The 26,795-nt window shown below is 73.2% G+C and carries 26 protein-coding genes; 19 read left to right on the top strand and 7 right to left on the bottom strand.

Annotated features, from left to right (window positions below; genetic code table 11):
• Positions 1–912: an ABC transporter permease gene (locus ACGGZK_RS15945; protein ID WP_395243603.1), complete on the top strand. Its 912-nt coding sequence runs from the start codon at positions 1–3 to the stop codon at positions 910–912.
• Between the two features lie 98 nt (positions 913–1,010).
• Complete coding sequence (locus tag ACGGZK_RS15940) at positions 1,011–1,811, top strand: ABC transporter permease (RefSeq protein ID WP_395246111.1); 801 nt, start codon at positions 1,011–1,013, stop codon at positions 1,809–1,811.
• 116 nt (positions 1,812–1,927) lie between these two features.
• Here the strand turns inward: ACGGZK_RS15940 and ACGGZK_RS15935 are convergent, their stop codons facing one another.
• Both ACGGZK_RS15935 and gabT read right to left on the bottom strand, forming a co-directional pair.
• Positions 1,928–2,917: an asparaginase gene (locus ACGGZK_RS15935; RefSeq protein WP_395243602.1), complete on the bottom strand. Its 990-nt coding sequence runs from the start codon at positions 2,915–2,917 to the stop codon at positions 1,928–1,930.
• A gap of 2 nt (positions 2,918–2,919) precedes the next feature.
• Positions 2,920–4,293, bottom strand: a complete 1,374-nt coding sequence (gene gabT, locus ACGGZK_RS15930) for a 4-aminobutyrate--2-oxoglutarate transaminase (protein ID WP_395243601.1) — start codon at positions 4,291–4,293, stop codon at positions 2,920–2,922.
• Between the two features lie 139 nt (positions 4,294–4,432).
• On the opposite strand from gabT, the gene ACGGZK_RS15925 reads away from it, so the two are divergent.
• A complete protein-coding gene (locus tag ACGGZK_RS15925; protein WP_395243600.1) occupies positions 4,433–4,915 on the top strand; it encodes an OsmC family protein in 483 nt (160 codons plus the stop codon).
• A 14-nt stretch (positions 4,916–4,929) separates the two neighbouring features.
• Here ACGGZK_RS15925 and ACGGZK_RS15920 read toward each other — a convergent pair whose 3' ends face one another.
• Both ACGGZK_RS15920 and ACGGZK_RS15915 read right to left on the bottom strand, forming a co-directional pair.
• Entirely contained in the window at positions 4,930–5,823 is an 894-nt protein-coding gene (locus ACGGZK_RS15920; RefSeq protein ID WP_395243599.1) for a hypothetical protein, read from the bottom strand.
• A 46-nt stretch (positions 5,824–5,869) separates the two neighbouring features.
• Positions 5,870–6,631 carry a lysophospholipid acyltransferase family protein gene (locus ACGGZK_RS15915; RefSeq protein WP_395243598.1) on the bottom strand — a complete coding sequence of 254 codons (762 nt, stop codon included), beginning with the start codon at positions 6,629–6,631 and terminating at the stop codon, positions 5,870–5,872.
• Positions 6,632–6,726: 95 nt separating this feature from the next.
• Between ACGGZK_RS15915 and ACGGZK_RS15910 the strand changes: the two genes are divergently transcribed.
• The 7 genes from ACGGZK_RS15910 to ACGGZK_RS15880 all read left to right on the top strand — a co-directional run bounded on the left by ACGGZK_RS15910 (position 6,727) and on the right by ACGGZK_RS15880 (position 13,469).
• Positions 6,727–7,371 carry a hypothetical protein gene (locus ACGGZK_RS15910; protein ID WP_395243597.1) on the top strand — a complete coding sequence of 215 codons (645 nt, stop codon included), beginning with the start codon at positions 6,727–6,729 and terminating at the stop codon, positions 7,369–7,371.
• Positions 7,372–7,412: 41 nt separating this feature from the next.
• A complete protein-coding gene (gene dxr, locus ACGGZK_RS15905) occupies positions 7,413–8,498 on the top strand; it encodes a 1-deoxy-D-xylulose-5-phosphate reductoisomerase (protein ID WP_395243596.1) in 1,086 nt (361 codons plus the stop codon).
• Positions 8,499–8,566: 68 nt separating this feature from the next.
• Positions 8,567–9,892, top strand: a complete 1,326-nt coding sequence (locus ACGGZK_RS15900) for a M50 family metallopeptidase (RefSeq protein WP_395243595.1) — start codon at positions 8,567–8,569, stop codon at positions 9,890–9,892.
• Between the two features lie 37 nt (positions 9,893–9,929).
• Positions 9,930–11,048 (top strand): sensor histidine kinase, encoded by a 1,119-nt coding sequence (locus tag ACGGZK_RS15895; RefSeq protein ID WP_395243594.1) that lies wholly within the window; start codon positions 9,930–9,932, stop codon positions 11,046–11,048.
• Positions 11,049–11,141: 93 nt separating this feature from the next.
• Positions 11,142–12,377, top strand: coding sequence for a sensor histidine kinase (locus ACGGZK_RS15890; RefSeq protein ID WP_395243593.1), 1,236 nt, complete (start codon positions 11,142–11,144; stop codon positions 12,375–12,377).
• The gene (locus ACGGZK_RS15885) at positions 12,374–13,039 is read left to right on the top strand and encodes a response regulator (protein ID WP_395243592.1); all 666 of its coding nucleotides are present in this window, start codon (positions 12,374–12,376) and stop codon (positions 13,037–13,039) included. The genes ACGGZK_RS15890 and ACGGZK_RS15885 overlap by 4 nt, the downstream gene beginning before the upstream one ends.
• Before the next feature lie 130 nt (positions 13,040–13,169).
• Positions 13,170–13,469 carry an SHOCT domain-containing protein gene (locus ACGGZK_RS15880; RefSeq protein WP_395243591.1) on the top strand — a complete coding sequence of 100 codons (300 nt, stop codon included), beginning with the start codon at positions 13,170–13,172 and terminating at the stop codon, positions 13,467–13,469.
• A 70-nt stretch (positions 13,470–13,539) separates the two neighbouring features.
• On the opposite strand, the gene ACGGZK_RS15875 is transcribed toward ACGGZK_RS15880, so the two are convergent.
• Entirely contained in the window at positions 13,540–14,814 is a 1,275-nt protein-coding gene (locus ACGGZK_RS15875) for a low temperature requirement protein A (protein ID WP_395243590.1), read from the bottom strand.
• Between the two features lie 32 nt (positions 14,815–14,846).
• Entirely contained in the window at positions 14,847–16,031 is a 1,185-nt protein-coding gene (locus ACGGZK_RS15870) for an acetyl-CoA C-acetyltransferase (protein WP_395243589.1), read from the bottom strand.
• Between the two features lie 147 nt (positions 16,032–16,178).
• On the opposite strand from ACGGZK_RS15870, the gene ACGGZK_RS15865 reads away from it, so the two are divergent.
• The 7 genes from ACGGZK_RS15865 to ispG all read left to right on the top strand — a co-directional run bounded on the left by ACGGZK_RS15865 (position 16,179) and on the right by ispG (position 22,527).
• The gene (locus ACGGZK_RS15865; RefSeq protein ID WP_395243588.1) at positions 16,179–16,958 is read left to right on the top strand and encodes a CoA transferase subunit A; all 780 of its coding nucleotides are present in this window, start codon (positions 16,179–16,181) and stop codon (positions 16,956–16,958) included.
• Between the two features lies 1 nt (position 16,959).
• Positions 16,960–17,625: a CoA transferase subunit B gene (locus ACGGZK_RS15860; RefSeq protein ID WP_395243587.1), complete on the top strand. Its 666-nt coding sequence runs from the start codon at positions 16,960–16,962 to the stop codon at positions 17,623–17,625.
• 224 nt (positions 17,626–17,849) lie between these two features.
• Positions 17,850–18,503, top strand: a complete 654-nt coding sequence (locus tag ACGGZK_RS15855) for a hypothetical protein (protein WP_395243586.1) — start codon at positions 17,850–17,852, stop codon at positions 18,501–18,503.
• A gap of 273 nt (positions 18,504–18,776) precedes the next feature.
• The gene (locus tag ACGGZK_RS15850; protein ID WP_395243585.1) at positions 18,777–19,508 is read left to right on the top strand and encodes a hypothetical protein; all 732 of its coding nucleotides are present in this window, start codon (positions 18,777–18,779) and stop codon (positions 19,506–19,508) included.
• Positions 19,509–19,854: 346 nt separating this feature from the next.
• Complete coding sequence (locus tag ACGGZK_RS15845) at positions 19,855–20,577, top strand: hypothetical protein (protein ID WP_395243584.1); 723 nt, start codon at positions 19,855–19,857, stop codon at positions 20,575–20,577.
• A 49-nt stretch (positions 20,578–20,626) separates the two neighbouring features.
• Positions 20,627–21,325: a hypothetical protein gene (locus ACGGZK_RS15840; protein ID WP_395243583.1), complete on the top strand. Its 699-nt coding sequence runs from the start codon at positions 20,627–20,629 to the stop codon at positions 21,323–21,325.
• Positions 21,326–21,396: 71 nt separating this feature from the next.
• Positions 21,397–22,527 carry a flavodoxin-dependent (E)-4-hydroxy-3-methylbut-2-enyl-diphosphate synthase gene (ispG, locus tag ACGGZK_RS15835; protein WP_395246110.1) on the top strand — a complete coding sequence of 377 codons (1,131 nt, stop codon included), beginning with the start codon at positions 21,397–21,399 and terminating at the stop codon, positions 22,525–22,527.
• 25 nt (positions 22,528–22,552) lie between these two features.
• Here the strand turns inward: ispG and ACGGZK_RS15830 are convergent, their stop codons facing one another.
• Complete coding sequence (locus tag ACGGZK_RS15830; protein WP_395243582.1) at positions 22,553–23,812, bottom strand: FAD-dependent oxidoreductase; 1,260 nt, start codon at positions 23,810–23,812, stop codon at positions 22,553–22,555.
• 164 nt (positions 23,813–23,976) lie between these two features.
• Between ACGGZK_RS15830 and ACGGZK_RS15825 the strand changes: the two genes are divergently transcribed.
• A complete protein-coding gene (locus ACGGZK_RS15825; RefSeq protein ID WP_395246109.1) occupies positions 23,977–25,056 on the top strand; it encodes an acetamidase/formamidase family protein in 1,080 nt (359 codons plus the stop codon).
• Positions 25,053–26,702: an AtzH-like domain-containing protein gene (locus ACGGZK_RS15820; RefSeq protein WP_395243581.1), complete on the top strand. Its 1,650-nt coding sequence runs from the start codon at positions 25,053–25,055 to the stop codon at positions 26,700–26,702. The genes ACGGZK_RS15825 and ACGGZK_RS15820 overlap by 4 nt, the downstream gene beginning before the upstream one ends.
• The last annotated feature ends 93 nt before the right edge of the window (positions 26,703–26,795 follow it).

Here is a 26,795-nt window from a genome sequence, read left to right as displayed (position 1 = left end):
GTGGCGTTCGCAGCCTTCTCCACCGCCGAGGCGCAGCCGCAGGCGCCGAGGCGCCGCAGCCGCGTCGCCCTGCTCCTGCTGCTGCCGGGCATCCTCTACCTGGTGCTGTTCTTCCTCACGCCGCTCGTCTCCCTCGTGCTCACCTCGCTGCAGGTGCCGAGCGAGTTCGGCGACATCGGCGTCTACGACTACGCCTTCAACTGGCAGAACTACGTCGACGTCGTCACGCTGTACTGGCCGCACATCCTCCGCTCGTTCGGGTACGCGCTGGCCGCGACGGTGTTCGCGCTCCTGATCAGCTACCCGCTGGCGTACTTCATCGGGGTGAAGGCGCGGCGCTGGCCGCTGCTGCAGAGCATCATGCTGGTGCTCGTCATCGCCCCGTTCTTCATCAGCTTCCTGCTGCGGACGCTCGCCTGGAAGCAGCTGCTCTCCGACGAGTCGTTCATCATCACCTCGCTCAAGGCCCTCTCGCTGATGGCCCCCGACGCGCACTTCACGGGCACGCCGTTCGCGGTGATCTTCGGCCTGACGTACAACTTCATCCCGTTCATGACACTGCCGCTGTACACGACGCTGGAACGGCTCGACGTGCGGTACCTCGAGGCGGGGTCCGACCTCTACGCGAGCCCGTTCGCCGTGTTCCGGAAGGTCACCATCCCGCTGTCGATGCCGGGCATCGTCGCCGGGACGCTGCTGACCTTCATCCCCGCGGCGGGCGACTACGTGAACGCCAGCCGTGACTTCCTCGGCGGACCGGACACGCAGATGATGGGCAACGTGATCGAGGCGAACTTCCTCGTGCTGCTGAACTATCCGGCTGCGGCCGCCCTGTCGATCATCCTGATGGCGGCGATCCTCGTGCTGGTCGGCGTGTACGTGAGGCGGAGCGGGACGGAGGACCTGCTGTGAGCGGCGAGGTGCAGGCGGGCGCGGTCCTGGGCGGCCTCGCCGAGGAGGAGCAGCTGGACGACGCCGGACGGCCGCGCCGCCGGTGGCGGCCCGGCCGGATCGGGCTCGGCGACTGGCTGTTGCCGGTCTACTCGATCATCGCGCTGGTGTTCCTGCTCATCCCGATCGCGTACACGTTCGTGTTCTCGTTCAACGACTCGCTGAAGTCGAACATCTCGTGGCGCGGGTTCACCTTCGACAAGTGGCTCAACGTGTGCAACGTCGAGGGCGGCGCGGTCTGCGAGGCGTTCGCGAACAGCATCATCATCGGCGTCGTCGCCACGGTGCTCGCGACGATCCTCGGCACGATGATCGCGATCGCGCTCGTGCGCTACCGGTTCCGTGCGCGCTCCTCGGTGAGCCTGCTGCTGTTCCTGCCGATGGCGACCCCCGAGGTCGTGCTCGGCGCGGGCCTCGCGGCGCAGTTCCTCGCGGTCGGCGTGCCGAAGGACATGACGACGATCATCCTGGCGCACACCATGTTCTGCATCAGCTTCGTGGTGGTGACGGTGAAGGCCCGCGTCGCGAGCCTCGATCCGGCGCTCGAGGAGGCGGGGCGCGACCTGTACGCCTCGCCGTCGGAGGTGTTCCGTCGGATCACGTTCCCGCTGCTGTTGCCGGGCATCCTCGCGGCGGCGCTGCTGTCGTTCGCGCTGAGCTTCGACGACTTCATCATCACGAACTTCAACTCCGGGTCGACCACGACCTTCCCGAAGTACATCTACATCTCGGCGTCGCGTGGCATCCCCGCGGAGGCGAACGTGATCGCCTCCGCGGTGTTCCTCCTCGCGATCGTCATCGTGATCGGCTCGCAGGTGACGCGCGCCGCGCGCGCGAAGCGACTCGCGAAGCTCGGCTGACCTCGCGATCGGCCGACCTGCACGGATGTCCCGTGCGGTCGGCCGGTCGCGACGATCCGGTCGCGACGGTCCGGCCGGCCGAAGGGCGACCGGACCCGTCAAGCGACGAGCCCCGATCAGACCGTGGCGCGGATCTCGCCGACGGGCTGGTCGCCGCCCATGATCCAGAGGTCGAGCTCCGCCTGCACACTGTCGACCGCGTCGTGCTCGATCGCGCCGGCGTCGGCCAGGAGCCGCAGCGCGACGATCGTCGTCGCCCGCGAGGAGCCGTCGAGCACCTTCACGGCGGTGGTGGTGCCGTTCGGCGCCGTCATCACCATGACGCCCTCGGCGCCGATCTTCGCGAACACGCCGAGGCGCTCGACCGCCACGGTGTCGGGCTGGCCGGGGCCGCCCGCAGCCCAGGCGTGCTCGCGCACCGCCTCGGTGAGCGCCGCGGCCTCGCGGTAGAACGCGAACGGCGACGACGCCTGCGCCGTCGTCAGCTTCTGGATGCCGCGGGCGAGCCCCACCAGGCTGATCGCGAACACGGGTGCGCCGCAGCCGTCGACGGCGACCCCGGAGGGCCGCTCGCCGGTGAAGCGCTCGATGACGTCGACGACCTTGCGCTGCATCGGATGCCCCGGGTCGAGGTAGCCGTCGAGGGGCCAGTCGTTCGCCGCGCAGGCGAGCAGCATCGCGGCGTGCTTGCCGGAGCAGTTCATGAAGAGCGGGTCGGGCGTCCCGCCGGAGCGCACCACCTGGTCGCGCGCGGCGCGGTCGCCGGGAAGCGCGGCCGGGCAGCCGAGCGCGGCGCCGGTCAGCCCCTCCCGGGAGAGCAGGCCCTTGACGAGCGCGACGTGCGCCGCGGTGCCGGAGTGGCTGCCCGTCGCGATCGCCGCGTCCTCGCCGCGCAGCGTGACGCCGCTGGTCATGGCCGCGACCGCCTGGAACGGCTTCAGGGTGGAGCGGGGCAGGATCGGCGACGCGGTGTCGCCGAGCGACCGGAGCACCTCGCCTTCGGGGGAGAGCACGACGGCGGAGCCGGCGTGACGGGACTCGGTGAAACCACTGCGTACGACCACGGCGAGTTCGACGGCGTCGGAGATCGGGAACGTGCCGGCCACGGTCAGCCGAGGGCGGCGAACGCGTCGTCGAGCACGGTCAGGGCGTCGTCGATGAGGGCGTCGGTCACCGCGAGGCTCGGCAGGAAGCGCAGCACGTTGCCCCAGGTGCCGGCGTTGAGGAAGAGCACGCCGCGCTGCGCCGCAAACGCGACGATCTGGCTCACGGCTTCGGGGTTCGGCTGCTTCTCGGTGATCGCGGTGCCGGGCTGCACGAGCTCGATCGCGACCATCGCGCCCTTGCCGCGGATGTCGCCGATGATGTCGTAGCGCTCGGCGAGCTTCGCGAGGCCCGACTTCAGCGTGCGCTCGATCCGCTCGGCCTCGGCGAGGAGCCCGTTCCGGTCGATCGCCTCGAACACGGCGACTGCCGCGGCGCAGGCGACGGGGTTGCCGCCGAACGTGCCGCCGAGGCCGCCGGGCTGCGAGGCATCCATGATCTCGGCGCGGCCGGTGACCGCGGCCAGCGGCAGGCCGCCCGCGACGCCCTTCGCCGAGAGCACGAGGTCGGGCTCCCACCCGAAGTGCTCGCTGGCGTAGAAGCGGCCGGTCCGGGCCATGCCGGACTGGATCTCGTCGGCGATCATGACGACGCCGTTCGCGGTGCACCAGCCCTGGAGCGTGGTGAGGTAGCCGTCGGCGGGGACCATGAAGCCGCCCTCGCCCTGGATCGGCTCGACGACGAGGCAGGCCAGGTCGGCGGCGCCGACGACCTTCTCGAGGTAGGCGATCGTGCGGGCGGCCGCGTCGGGCCCGCTCAGGCCGTCGCGGTAGGGGTACGAGCTCGGCGCGTGGTAGACGTCGCCCGCGAACGGACCGAAGCCGGTCGCGTAGGGGCTCGCCTTGTAGTTCATCGCCATCGTGAGGTTGGTGCGGCCGTGGTAGGCGTGGTCGAGCACCGCGACGGCGCGGCGGCCGGTGTGCTTGCGGGCGATCTTGACGCCGTTCTCCACCGCCTCGGCGCCGGAGTTCACGAGCACCGTCTTCTTCGCGAAGGTGCCGGGGGTGTGCTCGGCGAGGAGCTCGGCGACCCGCACGTACTCCTCGTACGGCGTGATCGTGAAGAGCGTGTGGATGACGTCCTGCAGCTGCGAGGCCGCGGCGGCCACGACGTTCGCCTCGGTGTGGCCGACGGTGGTCACGCCGATGCCGGCGCCGAAGTCGACGAACTGGTTGCCGTCGACGTCGACGAGGATGGCGCCGTTGGCGCGCTCGATGTACACGGGCAGCGCGCTCGAGACGCCGTCGGAGACGACCGCGCGTCGACGCTCGTGGAGCTCCTGCGACTTCGGACCGGGGATGGCGGTCACGACCTTGCGCTCCTGGGTCACGGTGTAGACCGGGGCGGAGGCGGACTGGGCTGCGATGGTGTCAGTCATGGTGTCCCCAAGCTTATCGCCGCCGACCGGGGCCGGAGTCGAGCGGCGGACGCCCTTCGGGCCGCGGGCGACGCCGGCCGCGCGCCGTGGCAGGATCGAGCCGGCGGCCCGGTATCCGCGGGTCGAGGACGGGGAGACCATGCGACTCGGCGAGCACCGCTACGAACTGCGGCTCGACTGGACCGGCGACCGCGGGGAGGGCACGAGCGGCTACCGTGCCTACGACCGCGACCACGTGGTCGCCGCGGACGGCAAGCTGCACGACCTCGCCGGCTCGAGCGACCGGGCCTTCCACGGCGACCGCGCGCGCTGGAACCCCGAGGAGCTGCTGCTCGCCGCGCTCGCCGACTGCCACATGCTGTCGTACCTGCACGTCGCGACGCGCCACGGCGTCGTCGTGCGCGGCTACTCGGATGTCCCGACCGGGCTCCTGCAGGAGGACGGCCGCGGCGGCGGCGCCTTCGTCGAGGCGGTGCTGCGCCCGCGCGTGGTGGTGGCCGACGCGTCGATGCGCGAGCAGGCCCTCGCCATCCACGCGGAGGCGTCGGCGCTCTGCTTCATCCGCGCGTCCGTGGCGTTCCCCGTCCGGCACGAGCCGACCGTCGAGGTGCTCGGCGACTGAGGCGTCCGCCCGGCTCAGATCGGGGGCAGCGGCGGGGCGGCGGGCAGCGTCGCGACCTCGGGGCAGGGGTCGCCGCCGACCAGGCGGGTGCACGGCGGGAGGAACCCCGGGTACCGCTCGGCGGTCGGGTCGCCGAACCACCGCCACCAGAGGCGCCAGAAGTTGAGGTTGCCCCACGCGGAGCAGGCGTCGCCGGCCTCGGGGTCCGCGAGCGTCGCGGCGTTCGGCTGGTACGGCGTGTAGTTGTAGAGGTTCGCGGTCGCCTGGTTCACGATGCCGACCGCGGACGCGCCGCAGGCCGGGTCGGGGTTGAACCGCACGTCGACGGTGCCGATCCGGTAGGCCCGGTCGGGCTGCTCGGTGTACTGCCGGAACTGCCAGGCCGCGTGGTAGAGCTGGTTGAAGAACCCGAAGTACTCGGCAGCGCAGTCGGCCGTGTCGGGGCATCCGTACCCCGTCGCCCGCTCGTAGCCGTACGCCGTCGGCCGGGTGAGCAGCGACTGCTCCTTCTGCAGCAGCACGAGCAGGGTGCGCGGGCTGATGCCGCAGGCCTCGCCGACGCGGTGGATGATCCGGCTCGCGCGCTCGCGGAGCGCGCCGCGGTACTCGGCGCAGTGGCCGGGGCCCGCGTCGGGCTGGGTGGTGGTGCGCTCGGCGTACTGCGCGAGGCACTCGACGTCGGCGTCGGGCCGGCACGAGATGCCCTCGAGGAACGACTGGATCTCCGCCTCGGTCATGGCGGTGCTGTCGTAGAAGCTGTCGTCGCTGACGATGAGGCCGGGCTGGAACTGCTCGGTCGGGGGTTCGGCCGCGGCGGTCGGCGTCGCCTGCGGCGTCTCGACGGTGGCGACGCATCCCGTCAGCAGGACGGCGACGGCGGCGATGGCGGCGACGACGGGGAACCTCACCCGGGTGACCCTACCGGGTGCCCCGGATGGGCGGCTGGCAATCGCGTCAGACCCGCTCGCGCGGGACGACCTTGTCGGCGAGGCGCGCGAGCGCACCCTGCGGCGGCGCCTCGTTGTAGGCGTCTGCGAGCTCCTGCTCGCTGAGGGCGTGGATGGCGGCCATGATCTCGTCGGTCGCGGTGCGCCGCGCCTTGCCCGACGTGGCGGCGCCGTGGTGGGAGAGGTCGAGCGGCTCGCCGAACCGCACCGTCACCGGACGGATGCGCGGCAGCTTCGCCCCGACCGGCTGGATCTCCTGGGTGCCGATGAGGCCGACGGGCACCACCGTCGCGCCGGTGGTGAGGGCGAGCCAGGCCACGCCGGTGCGGCCGCGGTAGAGGCGGCCGTCGAGGGAGCGCGTGCCCTCGGGGTAGACCGCGAACGCCTCGCCGCCGTCCAGGATGCGGCGGCCCTGGTCGAGCGCGGCCTGCGCCGCGGCGCCGGCCCCGCGCTCGACGGCGACCGCGCCGATCGCGTGGAAGAACGTGCGGGAGATCCAGCCCTTGAGGCCCTTGCCGTCGAAGTAGCTCGACTTCGCGAGGAACCGGATCGGACGCGGCGCCGAGATCGGGATCACGATGCTGTCGATGAACGACAGGTGGTTCGAGGCGAAGATCACCGCGCCCTTCTTCGGCACGTGCTTCGAGCCCTCGATGCGGGGCCGCCACAGCAGCAGCACGAGCGGCCGGAGCAGTGCCCGGCCGATGTGGTAGGTCGCTCCCTGGGGCTGGAGCGGCGCAGGGACGCCGGTGGCCTCGATCTCGCTCACAGGGTGACGCTACCGCCCGGCCCATGCGAACGGCGGAATATGGCACCCCGGGTCGCCGGTCGCGGCATCCGCCTGCGCTGCGGGAGGATGACCGCATGGACCTGCTCGACGCCGCGCGCCTCGTCACCTTCGGCGAGCCGGGCGCGCACGACCGCGGCGTCGCGGTCGCGGTCGTCTCGGAGCGGCGGCCGCCGGCGCCGGAGGTGCTCCTGCGCCACCTGCTCGGCCGTCAGGCCGAGGTGCCGGCGGAGGACGTCGAGCTGCGCTACGGATGCCCCGAGTGCGGCGCCCGGCACGGGCGCCCCCTCGTCGAGTACCCGACGACCCCGTCGGGCGCCGGATGGTTCGGCGACGCGCTGCAGTCGGGGGGCGTGGTCGTCGCCGCGGTCGGCCTCAGGCGGCGCCTCGGGGTCGGCATGGCCGTCGTCGGCGACGGTGCGCCCGCGCTGGACCGGGCGGCGTTCCATCCCGTCGAGGTCGCCGCGCTCGCCGCCGCCGATCCCGACGCCGCACCGGCGCTCCGGGCCCGGATGTGGGCCCGCAAGGCGGCCGTCATCCGGGCGCTCGGGCACTCCGGGCTGCTGGAGCCCTCGGCGATCGCGCTCGCACCGACGGAGGCCGGCCAGGCGGCGGCCATCGTGCGCGGAGCGCCCGAGCTCGGAGACGGGTGGACCGAGGCGCGCACCCACGACCTCGCCCTGCCGGACGGACGGGTCGCCGCGATCGCGATGCTGCCCTGAACGGTCGGCGGCCCGCCACGGCCGCGGCCTACAGTGGAGGCGTGAAGCGCGTCATCATCCTCGGTTCGACCGGCTCCATCGGCACGCAGGCGCTCGACGTCATCCGCGCGAATCCGTCGCGCTTCGAGGTCGTCGGCCTCGCCGTCGGGTCGAACCGGGCGGAGCTCGAGGCCCAGGCCGCGGCGTTCGGCGTCGACGACACCGCCGTCGGCATCGACGAGGCGGTGCAGCTCGTGCGCGACGTCGACGCGGACGTGGTGCTCAACGGCATCACCGGATCGGTCGGCCTCGCGCCGACCCTCGCGGTGCTCGAGCGCGGCACCACCCTCGCGCTGGCGAACAAGGAGTCGCTCATCGTCGGCGGCGACCTGGTGACCCGGCTCGCGGCGCCCGGCCAGATCGTGCCGGTCGACTCGGAGCACTCCGCGATCGCCCAGGCGCTGCGCTCGGGCACCGACGACGAGGTGCGCCGGCTCGTCCTCACCGCCTCCGGCGGCCCGTTCCGCGGCCGCAGCCGCGCGGACCTCGAGGCGGTCACGCCCGCCGAGGCGCTCGCGCACCCGACCTGGGACATGGGCCTGGTCGTGACCACCAATTCGGCCACGCTCGTCAACAAGGGCCTCGAGGTGATCGAGGCCCACCTCCTGTTCGACGTGCCCTACGACCGCATCGACGTGGTCGTGCACCCGCAGTCCATCGTCCACTCGATGGTCGAGTTCATCGACGGGTCGACGATCGCGCAGGCGTCGCCGCCCGACATGCGCCTGCCGATCTCGCTCGGGCTCGACTGGCCCGCCCGGGTGGCGGGCGTCGGCCGGCCGCTCGACTGGACGACCGCGACGCAGTGGACGTTCGAGCCGCTCGACGACGCCGCGTTCCCGGCCGTCGCGCTCGCCAAGCAGGTCGGCCGCGCCGGCGGCGAGTACCCCGCCGTGTTCAACGCCGCCAACGAGCAGGCGGTCGCCGCGTTCCACGCCGGGCGCATCGGGTTCCCGGGCATCGTCGACACGGTCCGCGCGGTGGTCGAGTCGCACGAGGCGGCCGACGCGAAGCTCACCGTGGCCTCGCTCGCCGAGGCCGAGGCATCCGCCCGCCGCGCCGCCGACCGGCGCATCGCCGCCGCCTGACCGCCCCCGAACCGCGCTCCCAGCAGAGCGCCAGCGAACTGCAAGGCACCGGCGCTACGCTTCTCGGCGTGGAATCCGTGCTCGCCTTCGTGATCGGCGTGGTCATCATCGTGATCGGCCTCGCCGTGTCCATCGGCCTGCACGAGATCGGGCACCTCGTGCCCGCCAAGAAGTTCGGCGTCAAGGTCACCCAGTACATGATCGGCTTCGGCCCGACGATCTGGTCGAAGCGCCGCGGCGAGACCGAGTACGGCGTGAAGGCGATCCCGCTGGGCGGCTACATCGCGATGATCGGGATGTTCCCGCCGGCGAAGGGCGAGCACGCCAAGGAGGACTCCACCGGGTTCTTCCGCGGCCTCGTGCAGGACGCCCGCGACTCCAGCGCCGAGACCATCACGCCGGGCGACGAGGACCGCGCGTTCTACCGGCTGCCGGTCTGGAAGCGCATCATCGTCATGTTCGGCGGCCCGTTCATGAACCTCGTGCTCGCGGTCGTGCTCTTCGGGGTGCTGCTCATGGGCATCGGCATCCAGCAGCCGTCGACGACGGTCGGGTCGGTGTCGGCGTGCGCACTCCCCGAGACGAGCGAGCGCACCACGTGCGAGCCGGGCGACCCGGCCGCGCCGGGCGCCGCGGCCGGCGTCGAACCGGGCGACCGCCTGGTCTCGGTCGCGGGCGAGTCGATCGAGTCGTGGGAGCAGTCGACCGCCGTCATCCGGTCGCACCCCGACGAGCCGATCGAGGTCGTCGTCGAGCGCGACGGCGAGCAGGTGACCCTCGAGGTCACCCCGATGCTCAGCGAGCGGTACGTGCTCGACGACCGGGGACAGGTCGTCACCGGCGCGGACGGCGAGCCTGCGACGGCGAAGGTCGGCTTCGTCGGCATCGCGCCGGCCTACGAGCGGGCGGCCCAGCCGGTGACGGTCGTGTTCACCACCCTCGGCGAGAACATCTCCGGCGTCGCCGGGATCATCGTCAACCTGCCCCAGCGCATCATCGACGTCGCGAACGCCGCGTTCGGCCCGGGCGAGCGCGACCCGAACGGGCCGATCTCGGTCGTCGGCGTCGGGCGGGTCGCCGGCGAGATCGCCAGCCTCGACACGATCCCCGTGCTCGACAAGGCCGCCGGACTGATCGGGATCCTCGCGTCGCTGAACGTCGCGCTGTTCGTGTTCAACCTCATCCCGCTGCTCCCGCTCGACGGCGGCCACATCGCCGGCGCCCTGTGGGAAGCGATCCGCCGCGGGTGGGCGAAGCTCCGCCGCCGGCCCGACCCCGGTCCGGTCGACCTCGCGAAGATGATGCCGATCACCCTCGGCGTCGTCGTGATCCTCGGTGCCATGAGCGCGCTGCTGATCTACGCCGACCTCGTGAAGCCCATCAGCCTCCTCTGACGCACCACCCGCCCCCGACCCCAGACCCGATGGCCAGATGACCCGACCCAGCCCGAAGGCAGTACTCGCACTCTCCGCCCTCGCCTGTCTCCTCGTGCAGGCGCCCTGGACGGCGATCGACGCCGCCCGGCTCGGGCTGGACCCGCTCATCGCGGGACTCGACCTCGCACTCGCCGTCGCCGGTCCGGCGCTCCTGCTGCTGGCCATCCACCGCCCCGGCCCGGTGGTCGCGGCGCTGTCGGCGTTCGCGCTCGCGGACGTGCTGCTCACCCCGGTCTCCGGGCCGCCGTACGTCGCGCTCCTCGTCGGCATCGGCGTCGCCGTCCGATACGGGGCGCTCGTGTGGACCGCGGTCTCGGTGGGCCTGGCCTGGCTGACCGCCATCGTCGTGGGCACGATCGAGGGCCTGGCGTGGCATCCGTTCCGCGTCGCGGTCGCGACCGCCGCGCTCGCCGCGGCCGTCGCCGTCGGATGGCTCGTGCGGGTCCGCCTCGGGCGGGCCGAGCTCCTGCGCGCCGAGGTGCTGCGCCGGCGCGCGGTCGCCGAGCGCGGCGAGCGCCGCCGGATCGCGCGCGGACTGCAGGACTCGCTCGCGCAGGTGCTGGCGCAGGTGCACGTGCAGGCGAGCGTCGGCGTGCAGCTCATGGAGCGCGACCCCGAGCGGGGCCGTGCGGCGCTCGAGCGGGTGCGCGACCTCGCGGCAGCGGCCCTCGAGGAGGTGCGCAGCGTGGTCGGCGTGCTCGCCGAGGACGACGCGCCGCGCACGCCCGCGAAGGCCGAGCTCGACCAGTTGCCGCGCCTCGTCGCCGGCGCCCGCACGCACGGACTCGACGCCCGCCTCGACGACCGCCTGCACGGTGCCCCGGCACGGGCCGCCCAGTTCGCGGCCTACCGCATCGCCGAGGAGGCGCTCGAGAACGTGGTGCGGCACGCCGAGGCCTCGGTCGTCGAGGTGGTCGTCGTGCGCGACGGCGACGCGCTCGTGCTCACGGTCGACGACGACGGCCAGGGCATCCACGACGACGCCGAGGTCGGCGGCGGGGTGCTCTCGATGCGCGAGCGGGCCACGCTCATCGGCGGCGGCCTCGACGTGGGCGAGTCGGAGCTCGGCGGCACGCGCGTCGCGGCACGGCTGCCCTGGGCTGCGATCGCCTGACCCGACCGGGGCGAGGGCCTGCTCCCGGGGGAGTACGTGCGGAGCATCCGCACGGGCGATCCGCCGCGTCGGCACCGGGCATACCATCGGGGTATGCCGGTCAGCGAGTGGGACGCGCCCCCGTGGGCCGCCCGCCCGGGCCGGTTCCGCCCACCGCCGGCGGCGGTCCTGCTCGTGCCGGTCGTGGTCAGCCTGCTCGTGCAGGTGCCCGCGGCGATCGGCATCGCCGCCTGGCAGCAGGTCGGCTGGCCGGCAGGGCTCGCGATGGTCGCGCTCGCCGCGGTCGGGCCGCTCGCCCTCCTCGGTTCGCGGCGGTGGCCCGGACCGACGGTCGCGGTGGTCGCCGCGGCCGCACTGGTCGACGCGCTGACCGGCCCCGGCGTCGGGCCGCCGTACGTCGCCCTCGCGTTCGCGATCGTGCTGGCCGTCGCGCGCGGCGCCGTGGCCTGGGCGGTCGCCTCGGTGGTCGTCGCCTGGGCGGCGGCGCTGACGATCGGCGCGCTCATCGGCGTGCAGCAGCATCCGGTGCGCATCGCGCTCACGACCCTGCTGCTCGCGGCGTGCTTCGGCGTCGGCGCCTTCGTGCGGGTGCGGCGCGAGCGCATCGCGGCGTACCGGGTCGACGCGGCACGCCGCCGGCAGACGGCCGAGCAGGCCGAGCGGATGCGCATCGCCCGCGAACTGCACGACGTCATCGGGCACGCACTGTCGCAGATCAACGTGCAGGCGGGGGTCGGGCTGCACCTCATGGACCGCGACCCCGAGCAGGCCCGCAGCTCGCTCACCGCGATCCGGGCGACCTCGAAGGACGCGCTCGAGGAGGTGCGCAGCGTGCTCGGCGTGATGCGGGGCGATGGGGAGGGCGGCTCCGCCGACGCCGCGACCCCGCTCGCGCCGCAGGCGGGGCTCGACGACCTCGCGCGGCTCGTCGCCGGGGTCGGATCACCCCGTCTGGAGGTGCGACTGGTGGATCGCCTCGACGGCGCCCGTCCGGGCCGGGCCGCTCAGTTCGCCGCCTACCGCATCGCCCAGGAGGCGCTCACGAACGTGGTGCGGCACTCAGGCGCCCGCGCGGCGCTCGTCGAGGTCGCCCGTGACGGCGATGCCCTGCTGCTGACCGTCGACGACGACGGCCGGGGCATCCCGGCGCCCGACGCCGACGGACGCACCGCGACCGCGACCTCGACCGCGGACGCCGCCGCCGGGGCGGGCAGCGGCCTGCTCGGCATGCGGGAACGGGCCGCCCTGCTCGGCGGCGCCGTCGAGATCGGGCCGTCGCCGCAGGGCGGCACCCGGGTCGCCGCCCGCATCCCCTGGGGCGCGCCGTGATCCGCGTGGTGCTCGCCGACGACCAGGTGCTGGTGCGCGCGGGGTTCCGGGCGCTGCTGCAGGCCGAGGAGGGGATCGAGGTCGTCGGCGAGGCATCCACCGGCGAGGAGCTGCTCGACGTCGTCCGCCGCACCGTGCCCGACGTGGTGCTCACCGACATCCGCATGCCCGACGGCGACGGGCTCTGGGCGACCGAGCAGGTCGCCGCCGACCCGGCCCTCGCGGACGTGAAGGTCGTCATCGTGACGACCTTCGAGCTCGACGAGTACGTCGCGCGGGCCATCCGCGCCGGCGCGAGCGGCTTCCTCGTGAAGGACACCGAGCCGGCCGACCTGATCCGCGCGGTGCGCGTCGTCGCCACCGGCGAGGCGCTGCTCTCGCCGGGGGTGACGCGGCGGCTCCTCGAGCGCCTCGCCGTGGGCCTCCGCGACGCGCCCGACGCCGAACGGCTCGCCGCGCTCACCGACCGGGAGCGCGAGGTGCTGCGACTCGTCGGCCAGGGCTTCACGAACGACGAGATCGCCGCCCGGCTCGTGCTGTCGCCCCTCACCGCGAAGACCCACGTGTCGCGCATCATGGCGAAGCTGCACGCCCGCGACCGGGTGCACCTCGTCGTGGTGGCGTACGAGTCGGGGCTCGTGGCGCCGGGCTGGCAGCAGTAGGGCGACGGTCGCCCGACTGCTCCCGGGGGAGCAGGGCAAGTGCCTCCCCGGGCGGATTCGCGGGCGACCCGCCGCCCGGAGCATGGAGTGGACGGCCCGCTCCGGGGCCGCACGAACAAGGGATTCCCTCATGCTCACCACGCTCGCGGCCACCACGGTCGTCGCCCACGCCGGACCCTGGGCGGCCGGCTGGGGCTGGGCCTTCTTCCTCATCCCGATCTTCTGGATCCTCGTCATCGGGCTCGTGATCTTCCTCGTCTCCCGCGGCCGCCGCCGGGCGTGGGCGAACGGCGACTACGGCCCGCCGTGGGCGCGCGCCGGGGCGAGCGCCGAGTCGACGCTCGCCGAGCGGTTCGCCAAGGGCGACATCGACGAGGTCGAGTACCGGGCGCGCCTCGAGGTGCTGCGCGCCAACCGGCCGAACGCGTAGCGGCAGCGCGGCGCGGGGTCGTGGTCTCGACGGGCTGCCCGGTGGTTGAGCCTGTCGAAACCACGCCCGCTCAGTCGGCGAGCGCGCGTTCCAGCGCGACCGCCTGGTGCCGGTGCCCGACCGACTCGTACCCGACGACGACCACGACCGGAGAGCACGCCGCGATCGTGATGCCGACCGCCAGGCTCGCGCCCGCGGCGACCGCCACGACCGCGAGGGCGAGCCCCACCATCGCCAGCACGAACAGCAGCAGGTGGAACGGGTCGAACTGCCGCAGGAGCAGCGAGTACAGCGTGAAGAGCGCGACCGTGAACACCGCCACCGGGATCACGACCGTGAGCGCTGCGGCGACCGCGTCGATGTGGGCGGTGCCCTCGATCACGTAGGCGGCGACGTGCAGGCCCGCCCCGGTCGCCGCGAGCGAGCCGAAGATCACCAGGTGCCCGTAGCCCCAGACGAACGCCGACCAGCTGAACCCGTCGCGGTGACGCCGGGCGAGCACCTGTCCCGACGGCATCATGAAGTAGACCCACCACAGGCCGAACACGAGCAGCGTCCCGCCGAAGGCGACGAGCCCGGCGTCGAAGCTCCAGCCCTGCTCCTCGACGACGGCCGAGATGGCGAGGATCGTGCCGAGCACGACCTCGCCGAGGGTGATGATCACGAGCAGCCCGTAGCGCTCGGCGATGTGGTGCGGATGCCACGGCGTGCTGCCGTCCTTGCGCTCGGCCACGATCGGTCCGGCGAGCTCGATGAGGACGAGTGCGAGCGTGCAGGCGACGGCGGTCGGGATCGGCGGGTCGACGAAGATCAGCACGATCCATCCGACCTGCGCGGCGCCGAACACCCACACGTACGTGAGTGCCGTGCGCCGGTGGCCGGGATCGTCGCGGGCGACCCGCAGCCACAGCGCGATCGCCGCGACCCGCATGATGACGTAGCCCGCGACGAGGAGCCCGTTGTCGAGGTGCTCGCCCTCGTCGATCGAGTGGAACAGCGGCGGGATGCCGAGGGCGAGCACGAGCACGCCGATCATCGAGACCATGGTCGCGATGCGGAAGAACAGGTCGTCGTTGTCGTACGCCGACGCCAGCCAGGAGTAGTTGATCCACGCCCAGCTGATCGCGAACACCGCGAACGAGAACGCGCCGATGGCGGGCCCCCAGTGGCCGAGCTCCATCAGGTGCGCGGCCTGCGTGCCGGCCTGGCTGAAGGCGACGACGAACGTCAGGTCGAAGAGCAGCTCGAGCGGCGTGGCGGCGCGGTGCGCCTCGTTGGGGTCGCGGCCGGTCATCCGCCGCAGCCGGTGGTGCAGGGGCGGATGCGACGTGGCGGGGGAGGTCATTCCCTCATCGTGGCATCCGCCCGCCCGCCGGGCTACCGGGACAGCAGCAGCGCCTCGCCCTGGCCGCCGCCGCCGCAGAGCGCGACCGCGGCGCGCCCGCCGCCGCGGCGGGACAGTTCGAGTGCGGCGTGCAGCGCGAGCCGCGCGCCGGAGGCGCCGATCGGATGCCCCAGCGCGATCGCCCCGCCGTGCACGTTGACCCGCTCGGGGTCGAGGTCGAGGTCGCGGGCCGACTGGATGGACACCGCCGCGAACGCCTCGTTGATCTCGACGAGGTCGAGGTCGCCGGCCGACCAGCCGTCGCGGTCGAGGGCGGCGGCGATCGCGTTCGAGGGCTGCGAGTGCAGCGAGTTGTCGGGCCCGGCGACCTGTCCGGAGGCGCCGATGACGGCGAGCCACGGCAGCCCGCGCTCCTCGGCCCAGGCGCGGCTCGCGACGACCACGGCGGCGGCGCCGTCGGACAGCGGCGACGAGTTGCCGGCGGTGATCGTGCCGTCGGCGGCGAACGCGGGACGGAGGCCGGCGAGGGTCTCGGGGGTGGAGTCGGGGCGCACGCCCTGGTCGGCGTCGACGACGACCGCGTCGCCCTTGCGCTGCGGGATCTCGACGGGGACGATCTCGTCGCCGAAGACGCCGTCGGCCTGGGCCCGGCCGGCACGGACGTGCGAGGCCGCCGCCACCTCGTCCTGCTCGGCGCGGCCGAAGTCGTAGCGGGCATTGAAGCGCTCGGTGGACGCGCCCATCGACTCGTGGTCGAACGCGTCGGTGAGCCCGTCGTGGGCGGCGTGGTCGAGGAGCGGCCAGTCGCCGTAGGTCTTCCCGGAGCGGGAGCCGGGCAGCAGGTGCGGGGCGTTCGTCATCGACTCCTGGCCGCCGGCCACGACGACCTCGGCCTCGCCGAGGCGGATGAGCCGGGCCGCGTCGGCGATGGCGACGAGCCCCGACAGGCAGACCTTGTTGACCGTGGTGGCGGGCACCCGCCACGGGATGCCGGCCGCGACGGCCGACTGCTTGGCCGGGTTCTGGCCGGCGCCGGCCTGCAGCACCTGGCCCATGATCACGGCGTCGACGTCGTCGGGGGAGACCCTGGCCCTCTCGAGCGCGCCCCGGATCGCGGCCGTGCCGAGTTGCACCGCCGTGAGCGAGGCCAGGTTGCCGCCGATGCGGCCGAACGGGGTGCGGGCGCCGGCGATGACGACCGCCTCGGGGTGGCTCATGGGGGTGACTCCTTCGTCGGATGCGCCCCTGTCGGAGGCGACGATCCCATTCTACGATTCAGTTAGTGGTCATTCACCGGGTCCAGGAGGCCGGGGTGGCGTACGACGGCGCGCGACCCGCGCCGCACACGACGAGGAGGTCGCCCGATGACGTTCGACAAGTCCGTCCCGACCGCCGCCGCGGCGGTCGCCGACATCCCGGCGGGGGCATCCCTCGCGGTCGGGGGATTCGGGCTCTGCGGCATCCCGATGGTGCTCATCGGCGCCCTGCTCGACCGCGGCGTCGGCGACCTCGACGTCGTCTCGAACAACTGCGGCGTCGACGACTGGGGGCTCGGCGTGCTGCTGGCCGCCGGGCGCATCCGCCGCATGACCTCGTCGTACGTCGGCGAGAACAAGGAGTTCGAACGCCGGTTCCTCTCGGGCGAGCTCGAGGTGGTGCTCACGCCGCAGGGCACCCTCGCCGAGAAGCTCCGCGCCGGCGGCTCCGGGATCGCGGCGTTCTACACGCAGACCGGGGTCGGCACGCAGGTCGCCGAGGGCGGGTTGCCGCAGCGCTACGCGCCCGACGGGTCGATCGCGCTGGCGTCGCCGGCGAAGCCCGTGCAGTCGTTCACCGTGCGCGGCGAGGCGCACGACTTCGTGCTCGAGGAGGCGATCGCCACCGACTTCGCGCTCGTGCACGCGCGCCGCGGCGACCGGCGCGGCAACCTCGTCTTCGACCGGTCGGCTCGGAACTTCTCGCCGCTCTGCGCCATGGCCGGGCGGGTCTGCATCGCCGAGGTCGAGGAGCTCGTCGAGCCGGGTGACCTCGACCCCGATGCGGTGCACCTGCCGGGGATCTTCGTCGACCGCGTCGTCGAGGTCGGCGAGGTGGAGAAGCGGATCGAGCGCCGCACCGTCCGCGACGGCGTGGAAGGGGCCTGAGATGGCGCTCACGAGGACCGAGATGGCCGCGCGTGCGGCCCGCGAACTCGCCGACGGATCGTACGTCAATCTCGGCATCGGCCTGCCGACGCTCGTGCCGAACTACGTGCCCGACGGCGTCACCGTCGTGCTGCAGTCGGAGAACGGCATCCTCGGCGTCGGCCCGTACCCGACCGAGGACCAGGTCGACCCCGACCTCATCAACGCGGGCAAGGAGACGGTGACGGTGCTGCCCGGCGCCGCCTTCTTCGACTCGGCCACGAGCTTCGGGATGATCCGCGGCGGCAAGGTCGACGCGGCCATCCTCGGCGCCATGCAGGTGTCCGCGAACGGCGACCTCGCGAACTGGATGATCCCCGGGAAGATGGTGAAGGGCCCCGGCGGCGCGATGGACCTCGTCCACGGTGCCCGTCGCCGGATCGTGCTCATGGAGCACGTCGCGCGCGACGGGTCGCCGAAGATCGTGCACGAGTGCTCGCTGCCGCTCACCGGCCGCGGCGTGGTCGACCGCATCATCACCGACCTCGCGGTGATCGACGTCACCCCCGACGGGTTGGTGCTCGTTGAGCTCGCGCCGGGGGTCACGGTCGACGAGGTGGTCGCGGCCACGGAGCCGCCGCTCGACGTCACCTCGGGTTCGACGCACGAGGATGTCCGACGCGCCTGATGCGGGCGGATTCCTCCGATACGCGATCGTGATCTGAAGCTCGGCTTCCACGTTCCGGCTTCTGGCACGCTGATCGCGGTCCTCGATCGGAGGTCCGTTCCGTCGCCCGAGAGGACTCCCGCGTGCACGCACCGTCCGGCCACCCCCGTCGACCGCGCCGGTCGTGGGGCCGCCTGGCATTCGCGGCCCTCGCCGCTTCCACGGCCCTGGCGATGGCGTCGTGCGTGCCGGCTCCTTCCGTGCCCGAGGCGAGCCCCGCTGCGTCAGCCGAGCAGCCGACCGCGTCGGTCGAGGCGACGCCCGAGGTCGTCGCCGTGGTCCTGCGGCCTGAGCGCCTCGACCTCGTCGACGCCGCACGCGCTGAGCTGGAGCAGTTGTCCTACGACCTCGACGCCGCCGTGCTCGTGGCGGAGCTCACGACCGTGTTCGGCACGGCGCCGGCGATCGAGGAGTCGCCAGCAGACTGCTGCGAGGTGCCGCGGACCACCATCTACCGATGGCCCGGGTTCGAGGTCTGGGACGACCACATGGGCCGGTTCGACGACGCCGACCCCACCGTCTGGATCGACGAGGACGTGCCCGACGACCGCGACATGAACGTCGTCATCATCGTGACGGCACCGGCGGTGGGCGCGATTCCCGTCACCACGTCGGCGGGGTTCGCCATCGGCGACGATCCCTCGGGGCTCGCCGGCGCGATCAGCGACTTCGAGGGCCTCCCGTTCGCCGGGATCCCGATGGAGACCGGCGCCGAACTCGGCCCGCCGGAGATCGAGGGGAGCTCGAACGCGTACTCCGTGGTGCTGCAGGCGTACGAGGGTGCTGCCGGCTTCCCTCGGCTCATCGCCCCGCTGAACGTCGGAGTGCCCAGCGTATGACGAACTGCGCCGAGCTTCGCACCGGGGAGGTATCCGATCGCCGCGGGCTCCCATTGCCGCGGAAGGAGACCCGGACGCGTGCCTGCGGTGAATCTCGGAATGCCGAAGGTCCGGGACGTCCTGCCCCCCCGACGCACGTCGCGCCAGATCAAGCAGGTCGCCCCTGCGCGGCCCGTCTCGCTGAGCGTCGCCGAATCGTGACCGTCCGCCGTCCATCCGTGGCGCCCCGACCCGCGAAGATACCGGTGTGAGGTCCCGCATGCCTCGAAGGGAATGGTGCTCGTGAAGGCTCGCCTCTTCGCCGTGATCGTGATTTCGGCGACTGCCCTGTTCGCCGTGACGGGGTGCACCGATCTCGATGCGGAGGCGGGTCCTGTGCCGACGACCACCGCGGTGACGACCCCATCGGCGAGCCCGACCGAGCCGCCGGCGATCGACCCGATCGACACGGTGGTCTCCGTGGTGCTCCTGCCCGAGACCTTCGACCTGCGCGATGCGAGCGGCGCCGTGGTCGCATCGCACTCCTACCTCGGCGATGTCGACGAGGCGATCGCCTCACTCGATACGGTGTTCGGCGTGCCGTCGGTCGACACCCCGTACGACGGGAGCAATCACACCCCTCCGGGCATCCGGCACACGTGGGGAGCAGTCGAGCTCGACGAGCGCCACTACGACGAGCAGCGACGGGTCGAGAACGGCTACGGACTCGTCTGGCCGCACTTCGCCGTTTCCTTCGACGCGCCGGCGTATGACGGCGTCGCCCTGACCTCGGCGACCGGGGCCGTCGTGGGCATGCCCTGGCCCGAGTACGCGACGGTCGGGGTGCCCAACCCGGGCTGGTCGTGCGTCGGCCCGCTCGTCGACCTGGCGGTGGTCACGGAGTCCGAGGCGGTCGGGCCGCAGACGTACGGCGTCGCACTCGGCCCCTGGTGGAACGTCGAACCCGACACCGAGGTCGTCACGTGGATCGGGGCGCCCTATGTCGAAGCCGACGGGTGCGCCTGACGACCAAGTTCACCTGAACGTCGGCTGAGGCCGCCGGTCGATGGAGGCGCCGCGTTCCTGCCTGCAGTGAATCTCGGAGTGCCGAGTCCGGGACGTCCTGGCCCCCGACGCACGTCGCGCCAGATCAAGCAGGTCGCCCCTGCGCGGCCCGTCTCGCTGAGCGGAGCTGAGCGACTGCGTCCGGCCCCGTTCGGGCCCGCGGAGCCGCTCGGCGCCGACACGCCTGAAGCGGGCGAGCTCCTCCGATACGTGATCGTGACGCCTGTGGCACCCGCGGGCGCCGCGCCGCATGCATGATCGAGGTAGTCGGCCCACCCGGGGGCCGTGATCCCGACCCAGGAGTCCGATGACCCGAACCGCCCGCGTCGGCGCCCTCTCCGCCGTCGCCGTCTCGCTCGTGCTCGCACTGGCCGGATGCGTCGCGCCGGCGCCCGTCTCGACTCTGCCGCCGGACGCCGCCTCGGCGCCTCCGACCACGACGGCGCCGACTGCCGAGCCCGTCGATCCGCTGTCGACCGTGACGGCGATCGCCGCTGGCTCCGAGGGGCTCGTGCTGACCGACACCGATGGTGCGGTGGTCGCCTCGTACGACTACTACGCCGCTGACGCCGCATCCGTCGCGGTGGCCCTTGGCACGGTGTTCGGCACGCCGGCAGTCGTCCAGGAGAGCCCCGGCGGCCAGGAGGTCGTACCCTCGACGCGGCACACCTGGGGCCCGTTCACGATGATCGAGCAGCGGTATGTGAACGGGTGGGACCGAAGCGCCCTCGTGCCGACGCGGGCGCCGTCGTTCGTGGTCGAGATCACCGGTGCCCAGACAGCCGGCGTGATGCTCGCGACCACCGACGGTCGGGCCGTGGGAGAACCTTGGGCGGAGGTCCGGCAGCAGCCCGCGTTCCAGGTGGCCGGCGAGTGCGCCCACGCCTTCACCGACGCCCGCGAACAGGTCGTCACCTGGTACGACGGCAGTGCGAAGACCGAGCGCATCGTCGTCGACCTGATCTCGGACGACGACGGGTCGGCCGTCGCGATGCTCCGCGTTCCCGTCGTCGAGACCGGTTGCGTCTAGGTCGTGCGATGATCCGAACCGTCCGCCTCGCTGCCGTCGCGTCTCGCTCGTGCTCGCCATGGGGGGCTGCGTCGGCACGCCGCCGGCACCGAGGCCCGCACGGGAGGCCTCGGCGCCCCTGCCGCACCCGACGACCGAGACGCCCGCGCCCGAGCCTCAGGACCCGCTCACCACGGTGACGTCGCTGGTCGTCCGTCCCGAGGCGCTGGAGCTTCGCGACGCCACCGGCGCCGTCGTGGCGTCGCTCGACTACCTCGCCTCGGCGGGCCCCGCGATCGAGACGATGACGACCGTCTTCGGAACGCCGCCCGTCGATGAGGAGTTCGATGGATCGAGCCACTTCCCGCCGAGCACGGCCCACCGCTGGGACGGCTTCGAGCTGTGGGAGAACCGCTTCGTCGACCGTTGGGCCGAGTTCGCGGATGATCCGCGAAGCTTGTACAGCCCCAGCACCTTCGTGGTGTTCACCGCGCCGGCGAGCGCCGGGATCGAGCTCACGACGGTGCAGGGCATCGAGGCCGGCACGCCGTGGACGGAGCTCGAGGCGGTGCCAGGTCTCCAGGTGAATCCGAGCGGATGCTCGGGGCCGTACCTCGACGACATCGAGCGTGAGGAGACGTGGTCCGACGGGACGATCCACATGAAGCGGTTCGGCGTCGACTTCCTCGACCGGAGCGACTGGCAGTCTCCGATCACCGTGACCGACGTGCGGGCGCCGACGCCGATCCACGAGGACGGCTGCGCCTGAGGCATCCGATCGCAGCCGGCCCCCGTCGCCGCGGAAGTAGACTCGAACACGTGCCTGCAGTGAATCTCGGAATGCCGAAGGTCCCCGAAGTCCTGGCCCCGCGACGCAAGTCGCGCCAGATCAAGGTGGGCAAGGTGCTCGTGGGCGGCGACGCCCCGGTCAGCGTCCAGTCGATGACCACCACGCCGACGCCGAACATCAACGCGACGCTCCAGCAGATCGCCGAGCTGACGGCCTCCGGCTGCGACATCGTCCGTGTCGCCGTCCCCAGCCGCGACGACGCCGAGGCGCTGCCGATCATCGCGAAGAAGAGCCAGATCCCGGTCATCGCCGACATCCACTTCCAGCCGAACTACGTGTACGCGGCGATCGACGCCGGCTGCGCCGCGGTGCGCGTGAACCCGGGCAACATCCGCAAGTTCGACGACCAGGTCGGCGAGATCGCGCGGCGCGCGAAGGAAGCCGGCGTGAGCATCCGCATCGGCGTGAATGCCGGCTCGCTCGACCCGCGGCTCCTGCAGAAGTACGGCAAGGCGACGCCCGAGGCGCTCGTCGAGTCGGCCGTGTGGGAGGCGAGCCTCTTCGAGGAGCACGACTTCCACGACTTCAAGATCTCGGTGAAGCACAACGACCCGATCGTCATGGTGAAGGCGTACCGCCTGCTCGCCGAGCGGGGCGACTGGCCGCTGCACCTCGGCGTCACCGAGGCGGGGCCGTCGTTCCAGGGCACGATCAAGTCGGCGACCGCCTTCGGCATCCTCCTGAGCGAGGGCATCGGCGACACCATCCGCGTGTCCCTGTCGGCGCCGCCCGTCGAGGAGGTGAAGGTCGGCCTGCAGATCCTGCAGTCGCTGAACCTCCGCGAGCGCAAGCTCGAGATCGTCTCGTGCCCGTCGTGCGGCCGCGCGCAGGTCGACGTCTACAAGCTCGCGAACGACGTCACCGACGGGCTCGAGGGCATGAGCGTGCCGCTCCGCGTCGCCGTCATGGGCTGCGTCGTGAACGGCCCGGGCGAGGCCCGCGAGGCCGACCTCGGCGTCGCGTCGGGCAACGGCAAGGGCCAGATCTTCGTCAAGGGCGAGGTCATCAAGACCGTGCCCGAGGCCGAGATCGTGCAGACGCTCATCGACGAGGCGAACCGCATCGCGGCCGAGATGGGCGCCGACGCGCCCGTCGGCAGCCCCACGGTCGTCACGGCCTGACTTCGGCCGGGCCCGCCCGGCCCGCTCACCCCACCGCGTCGAGCGCGCGCAGTCGCGCCGTGCCCGGCGCGAGCGCCTGCGCGACCGTCACGGCCGAGCGCACCGCGCTCTCGTGCGAGTCGACGTCGTGCGCGGCGAGCCCGGCGATCCAGAGTCCGTGCGTGCCGTTGAGCTCGCGCACGGCCCGCTGGGCGTCGAAGTAGTCCGGCGTGATCAGGCCGTGCTCGTACGTCGCGAGCGCGTACAGCGGGTCGGGAAGCCGGTCGTCGTGGGTGATCCAGCTCTTGAAGACGGGCAGGCCGAGGCGCGGGTTCCACACCGAGAGCGAGCTGTGCACGCCGTCCCACCTGGCGTTGACGACCGACCACGCCGCCTCGCGCCGGGGCATCAGGCGGCGGTCGCCGTGGATCGCGATGCGCGTGTCGAACGTGCGGAAGCGGGCGAGCTGCGCCCGCAGGGGTCCGAGCTCCGGGTCGTCGGCGATGAGCGCGGCGGCGTGCCGCGCGTGGCAGGCGAGCACGACGCGATCGAACTCGTGGACGGCGCCGCCCGCGTCCTCGACCCGATACCCGTCGTCCTGGCGGGTCACCCGGGTGACCTCCGCACCCGTGCGCACCCGCACCCGGCCGAACGAGGCGGCGAGCGCGTCGACGTAGACCCGTAGGCCGCCCGGGATCTCGCTCAGCACGGGCGCGCGGAGGCCGCTGCCGGCGTTCGCGCCGAGGTAGTGGAACGCGTTGTGCGCGGCGAACCCGAGGAACTCCTCGCGCTCCACGCACCAGAACGCGAGCAGCAGCGGCACGAGGAACCCGTCGACGAACGCCTTCGGGAGGCGCGCCTCCTGGAGGTACTCCGCGACGGTGGTCGACGTGTCGCCGCCCGCGAGGAAGGCCGGCAGCCGGTCGACGAACCCGCGGAACCGGATGAGGGTGCCGATCGATCCCGGCGCCAGCGAGGGCAGGTCGATCCGGCCGGCTCGCACCGGCGGCATGGCGATGGCGCGTGCAGACACCCGGTGGTCGAGCGTGAGGGTTGTCGCGTACGACGCGCGCTCGACGCCGAGGGCGTCGAGGAGCCGATTGAAGGTCGCATAGGCCGGTCCGGGCGAGAAGAACTGGAATCCGGCGTCCACGGCGAGCCGTCGCCCGTCGACCACGACCTCGCGGGTGTCGGCGTGGCCGCCGAGCCGGTGGTCGCGTTCGAGGAGGGTGACGTCGTGCGCCCCGTCGAGGAGCCACGCGGTCGTGAGTCCTGCCGCACCTGCGCCGACGATGCCGACCCTCACCGGCGCGGATCCGTCACGAGGTCGCGGCACTCGGGCCCGGTCTGCGGCTGCACGCGCCCACCATAGCCGTCGGCGCCGTCGGCGCCGCCGACTCGCGGACGCCGCCCGGGTTCATCGCGGCGTAACACGTCGACCGGCAGGATGGGCGTGTGACCGACGCTCCCATGATCCTGCAGCCCGGAACGGGTGCGATCCCCGCACCCGTCTACCTGCCCGCCACGGCGGCGACGGTGCGCTGGGGGCGGCTGCCCTGCGAGGCGGATGCCCCGGTCCTGACGATCTCGGCCGGCGACGTCGTCACGATCGACACGGTGAGCCACGAGGGCCTGCTCGAGGACCAGGGCTCCGATCCGCTGGCGTTCTTCGGCGCCCACGGCGTGCCCGCCGACGCCGTGCTGGCCGATGCGGTCGAGATCGCCGCGACCGTGTCGCGCGACCCCGCCGCCGACGGTCCGCACGTCGTGACCGGCCCGATCCGCGTCGAGGGCGCCGAGCCCGGCGACCTGCTCGCGATCACGGTGCTCGAGACGGTGCCGCGCGTGCCGTACGGCGTGATCTCGAATCGGCACGGCCGCGGCGCCCTCCCGGGCGAGCTGCCCCGCGGCGAGGCCAACGTGAGCGTCTTCGCGCCGATCGCCGAGCGCGCCGAGGGGCTCGTCGGGCTGCTTCCCGTGGTCGAGGGCGGCGAGCGGGTCGTCGAGTTCCCGCTGCGGCCGTTCCTCGGCATCATGGGCGTCGCCGTCGCCGGCGACGAACGGCCGCACTCGGTGCCCCCGGGCGCCCACGGCGGCAACATCGACCTCAACCTGCTGACGGCGGGGTCGACGCTGTACCTGCCCGTGCAGGTCGACGGCGCGCTCGCCTACGTCGGCGATCCGCACTTCGCGCAGGGCGACGGCGAGGTCGCGCTCACCGCGCTCGAGGCATCCCTCCGCGTCACCCTGCGGTTCGACGTCGTCCGCCGGGCCGACGCGCTCGCCGCGTTCGGCGAGGTGCTCGGCCCGCTCGCGCGCACCGACGAGTACCTCGTGCCGACGGGCATGGACGCCGACCTCGACGAGGCGCTGCGCCGCTGCGTGCGCCAGGCGCTGTCGCTGATCGGCGCCCGGTGGGGCATGGACGAGCACCTCGCGTACGCGTACCTCAGCGCCGCCACCGACTTCGACATCTCGCAGGTGGTCGACCGCGTCACCGGGGTCCACGCCCGGATCCGGTTGGCCGACTTCGACGGAGTCGGGCGATGACGGGCGAGGCGCCCGCCGACCTCGTCGCCGCGTTCGAGGCGTACGAGCGTGCCATCCTCGCGAACGACCTCGATGCGCTCGACGCCGCCTTCGCGCCCGGGGAGGGCACGCTCCGCGGCGACGCGGCCGGGCTCCTCATGGGCCACGACGCGATCAGCGGCTTCCGGAGCCTCCGCGGCGGCGTGGCGCCGCGCGTGATCACGCGCCTCGAGACCCGGATGCTGGGCGCGGACGCCGCCCTGCTCGTGTCGGTCTCGGAGTACGCGGCCGGCGGCCGGGGACTGCAGACGCAGCTCTGGCAGCGGGTCGACGGCCGCTGGCGCATCACGGCGGCGCACGTCACCGGCCGGGCCGCGGCGTTCGACCGCTCGGTGTGGCGGAGCGTCGGCGATCCGCTGTACCAGGGCGCGTACGCGGGCCCGCTGGCGGGACTCGGCGTCGCCGTCAAGGACCTCTTCGCGATCGCCGGCTACCGGATCGGCGCGGGCAACCCGACCTGGCTCGAGCAGGCGCGGCCCGAGGCGAAGACGGCGGCCGCGGTCTCCGACCTGCTGCGCGGCGGCGCCTCGATCCGCGGCATCGCCCGCACCGACGAGTTCGCGTACAGCATCGCGGGCGCCAACGCCCACTACGGCACCCCGCCGAACGGGGCCGCACCGGGCGCGCTGCCGGGCGGGTCGTCGAGCGGGCCGGCGACCGCGGTCGCCCTCGGCCAGGCCGAGATCGGACTCGCGACCGACACCGCCGGGTCGATCCGGGTGCCCGCGTCGTACCAGGGGCTCTGGGGGCTGCGCACCACGCACGGGCTGGTGCCGCGCCAGGGCCTGCTGCCACTGGCGCAGTCGTTCGACACGGTCGGCTGGCTGACCCGCGACGGCGCCACGCTCGAGCGCGTGGCCGCGTGGGCGATCGAACGGCACGGTGCGGATGCCTCGGGCGAGTCGGATGTCTCGGGCGAGCCGGATTCCCCGAGCAGCGACGGCGACGGCGGCGCATCCACCCCGGCCGGGCTCGAGGGGCCCCGGCGCTGGCTCGTCCCGGCCGAGGCGCTCGACGCGACCGAACCCGCGACCCGGGCGGCCTTCGAGGCGTGGCTCGACCGCGCCGTCGCCCTGGGCCTCGTCGACGAGGTCGAGATCCGATCGGTCGGCGACCTCGCCCACCTGCAGGAGACGTTCCGGATCGTCCAGGCCGCCGAGGCGTGGCGGAACGACGGCGACTGGGTGTCGGCGCACCCGGGTGCGCTCGGCGCCGACGTCGCAGCCCGGTTCGCCGCGGCATCCGAGGTGACCGCCGACGCGGAGCGGGCCGCGCGGGCGGAGCTCGACGTCCTCCGCGACTGCGTGCGCGCCCTGGTCGACGACGCGCTGGTCGTGCTGCCCACGACTCCCGGACCGGCGCCGTCGCGCGCCGGCGGCGGGCCCGGCATCGAGGCGACGCGGACCGCGACCCTGCGGATGACGACCCTCGCGGGCATCGGCGGGTTGCCGGCGCTCTCGGCGCCGTTCCTCATGATCGACACGCCGCTCGGCCCCGCGCCCGTGGGCGTTTGCTTCGTGGGGCCGCCCGACCGCGACGTCGACCTGGTGCGCTGGGCGCTGGCGATCGAGACGGCGCCGGGTGGGGCATCCGTCGCGTCCTCCTGACGCCGTCACACGCCTGAAACGATCGTTCCGTAGAATCGGCAGCCTGAGCCGCGTGATCCATTGATGACGCGCCGATCCGCATCACCGAGACGC

Origin of the sequence: Agromyces sp. MMS24-K17 (genome assembly GCF_043950245.1) — a bacterium.
Lineage (GTDB): Bacteria > Actinomycetota > Actinomycetes > Actinomycetales > Microbacteriaceae > Agromyces.
This window is presented reverse-complemented; position numbering and strand designations above follow the sequence as displayed.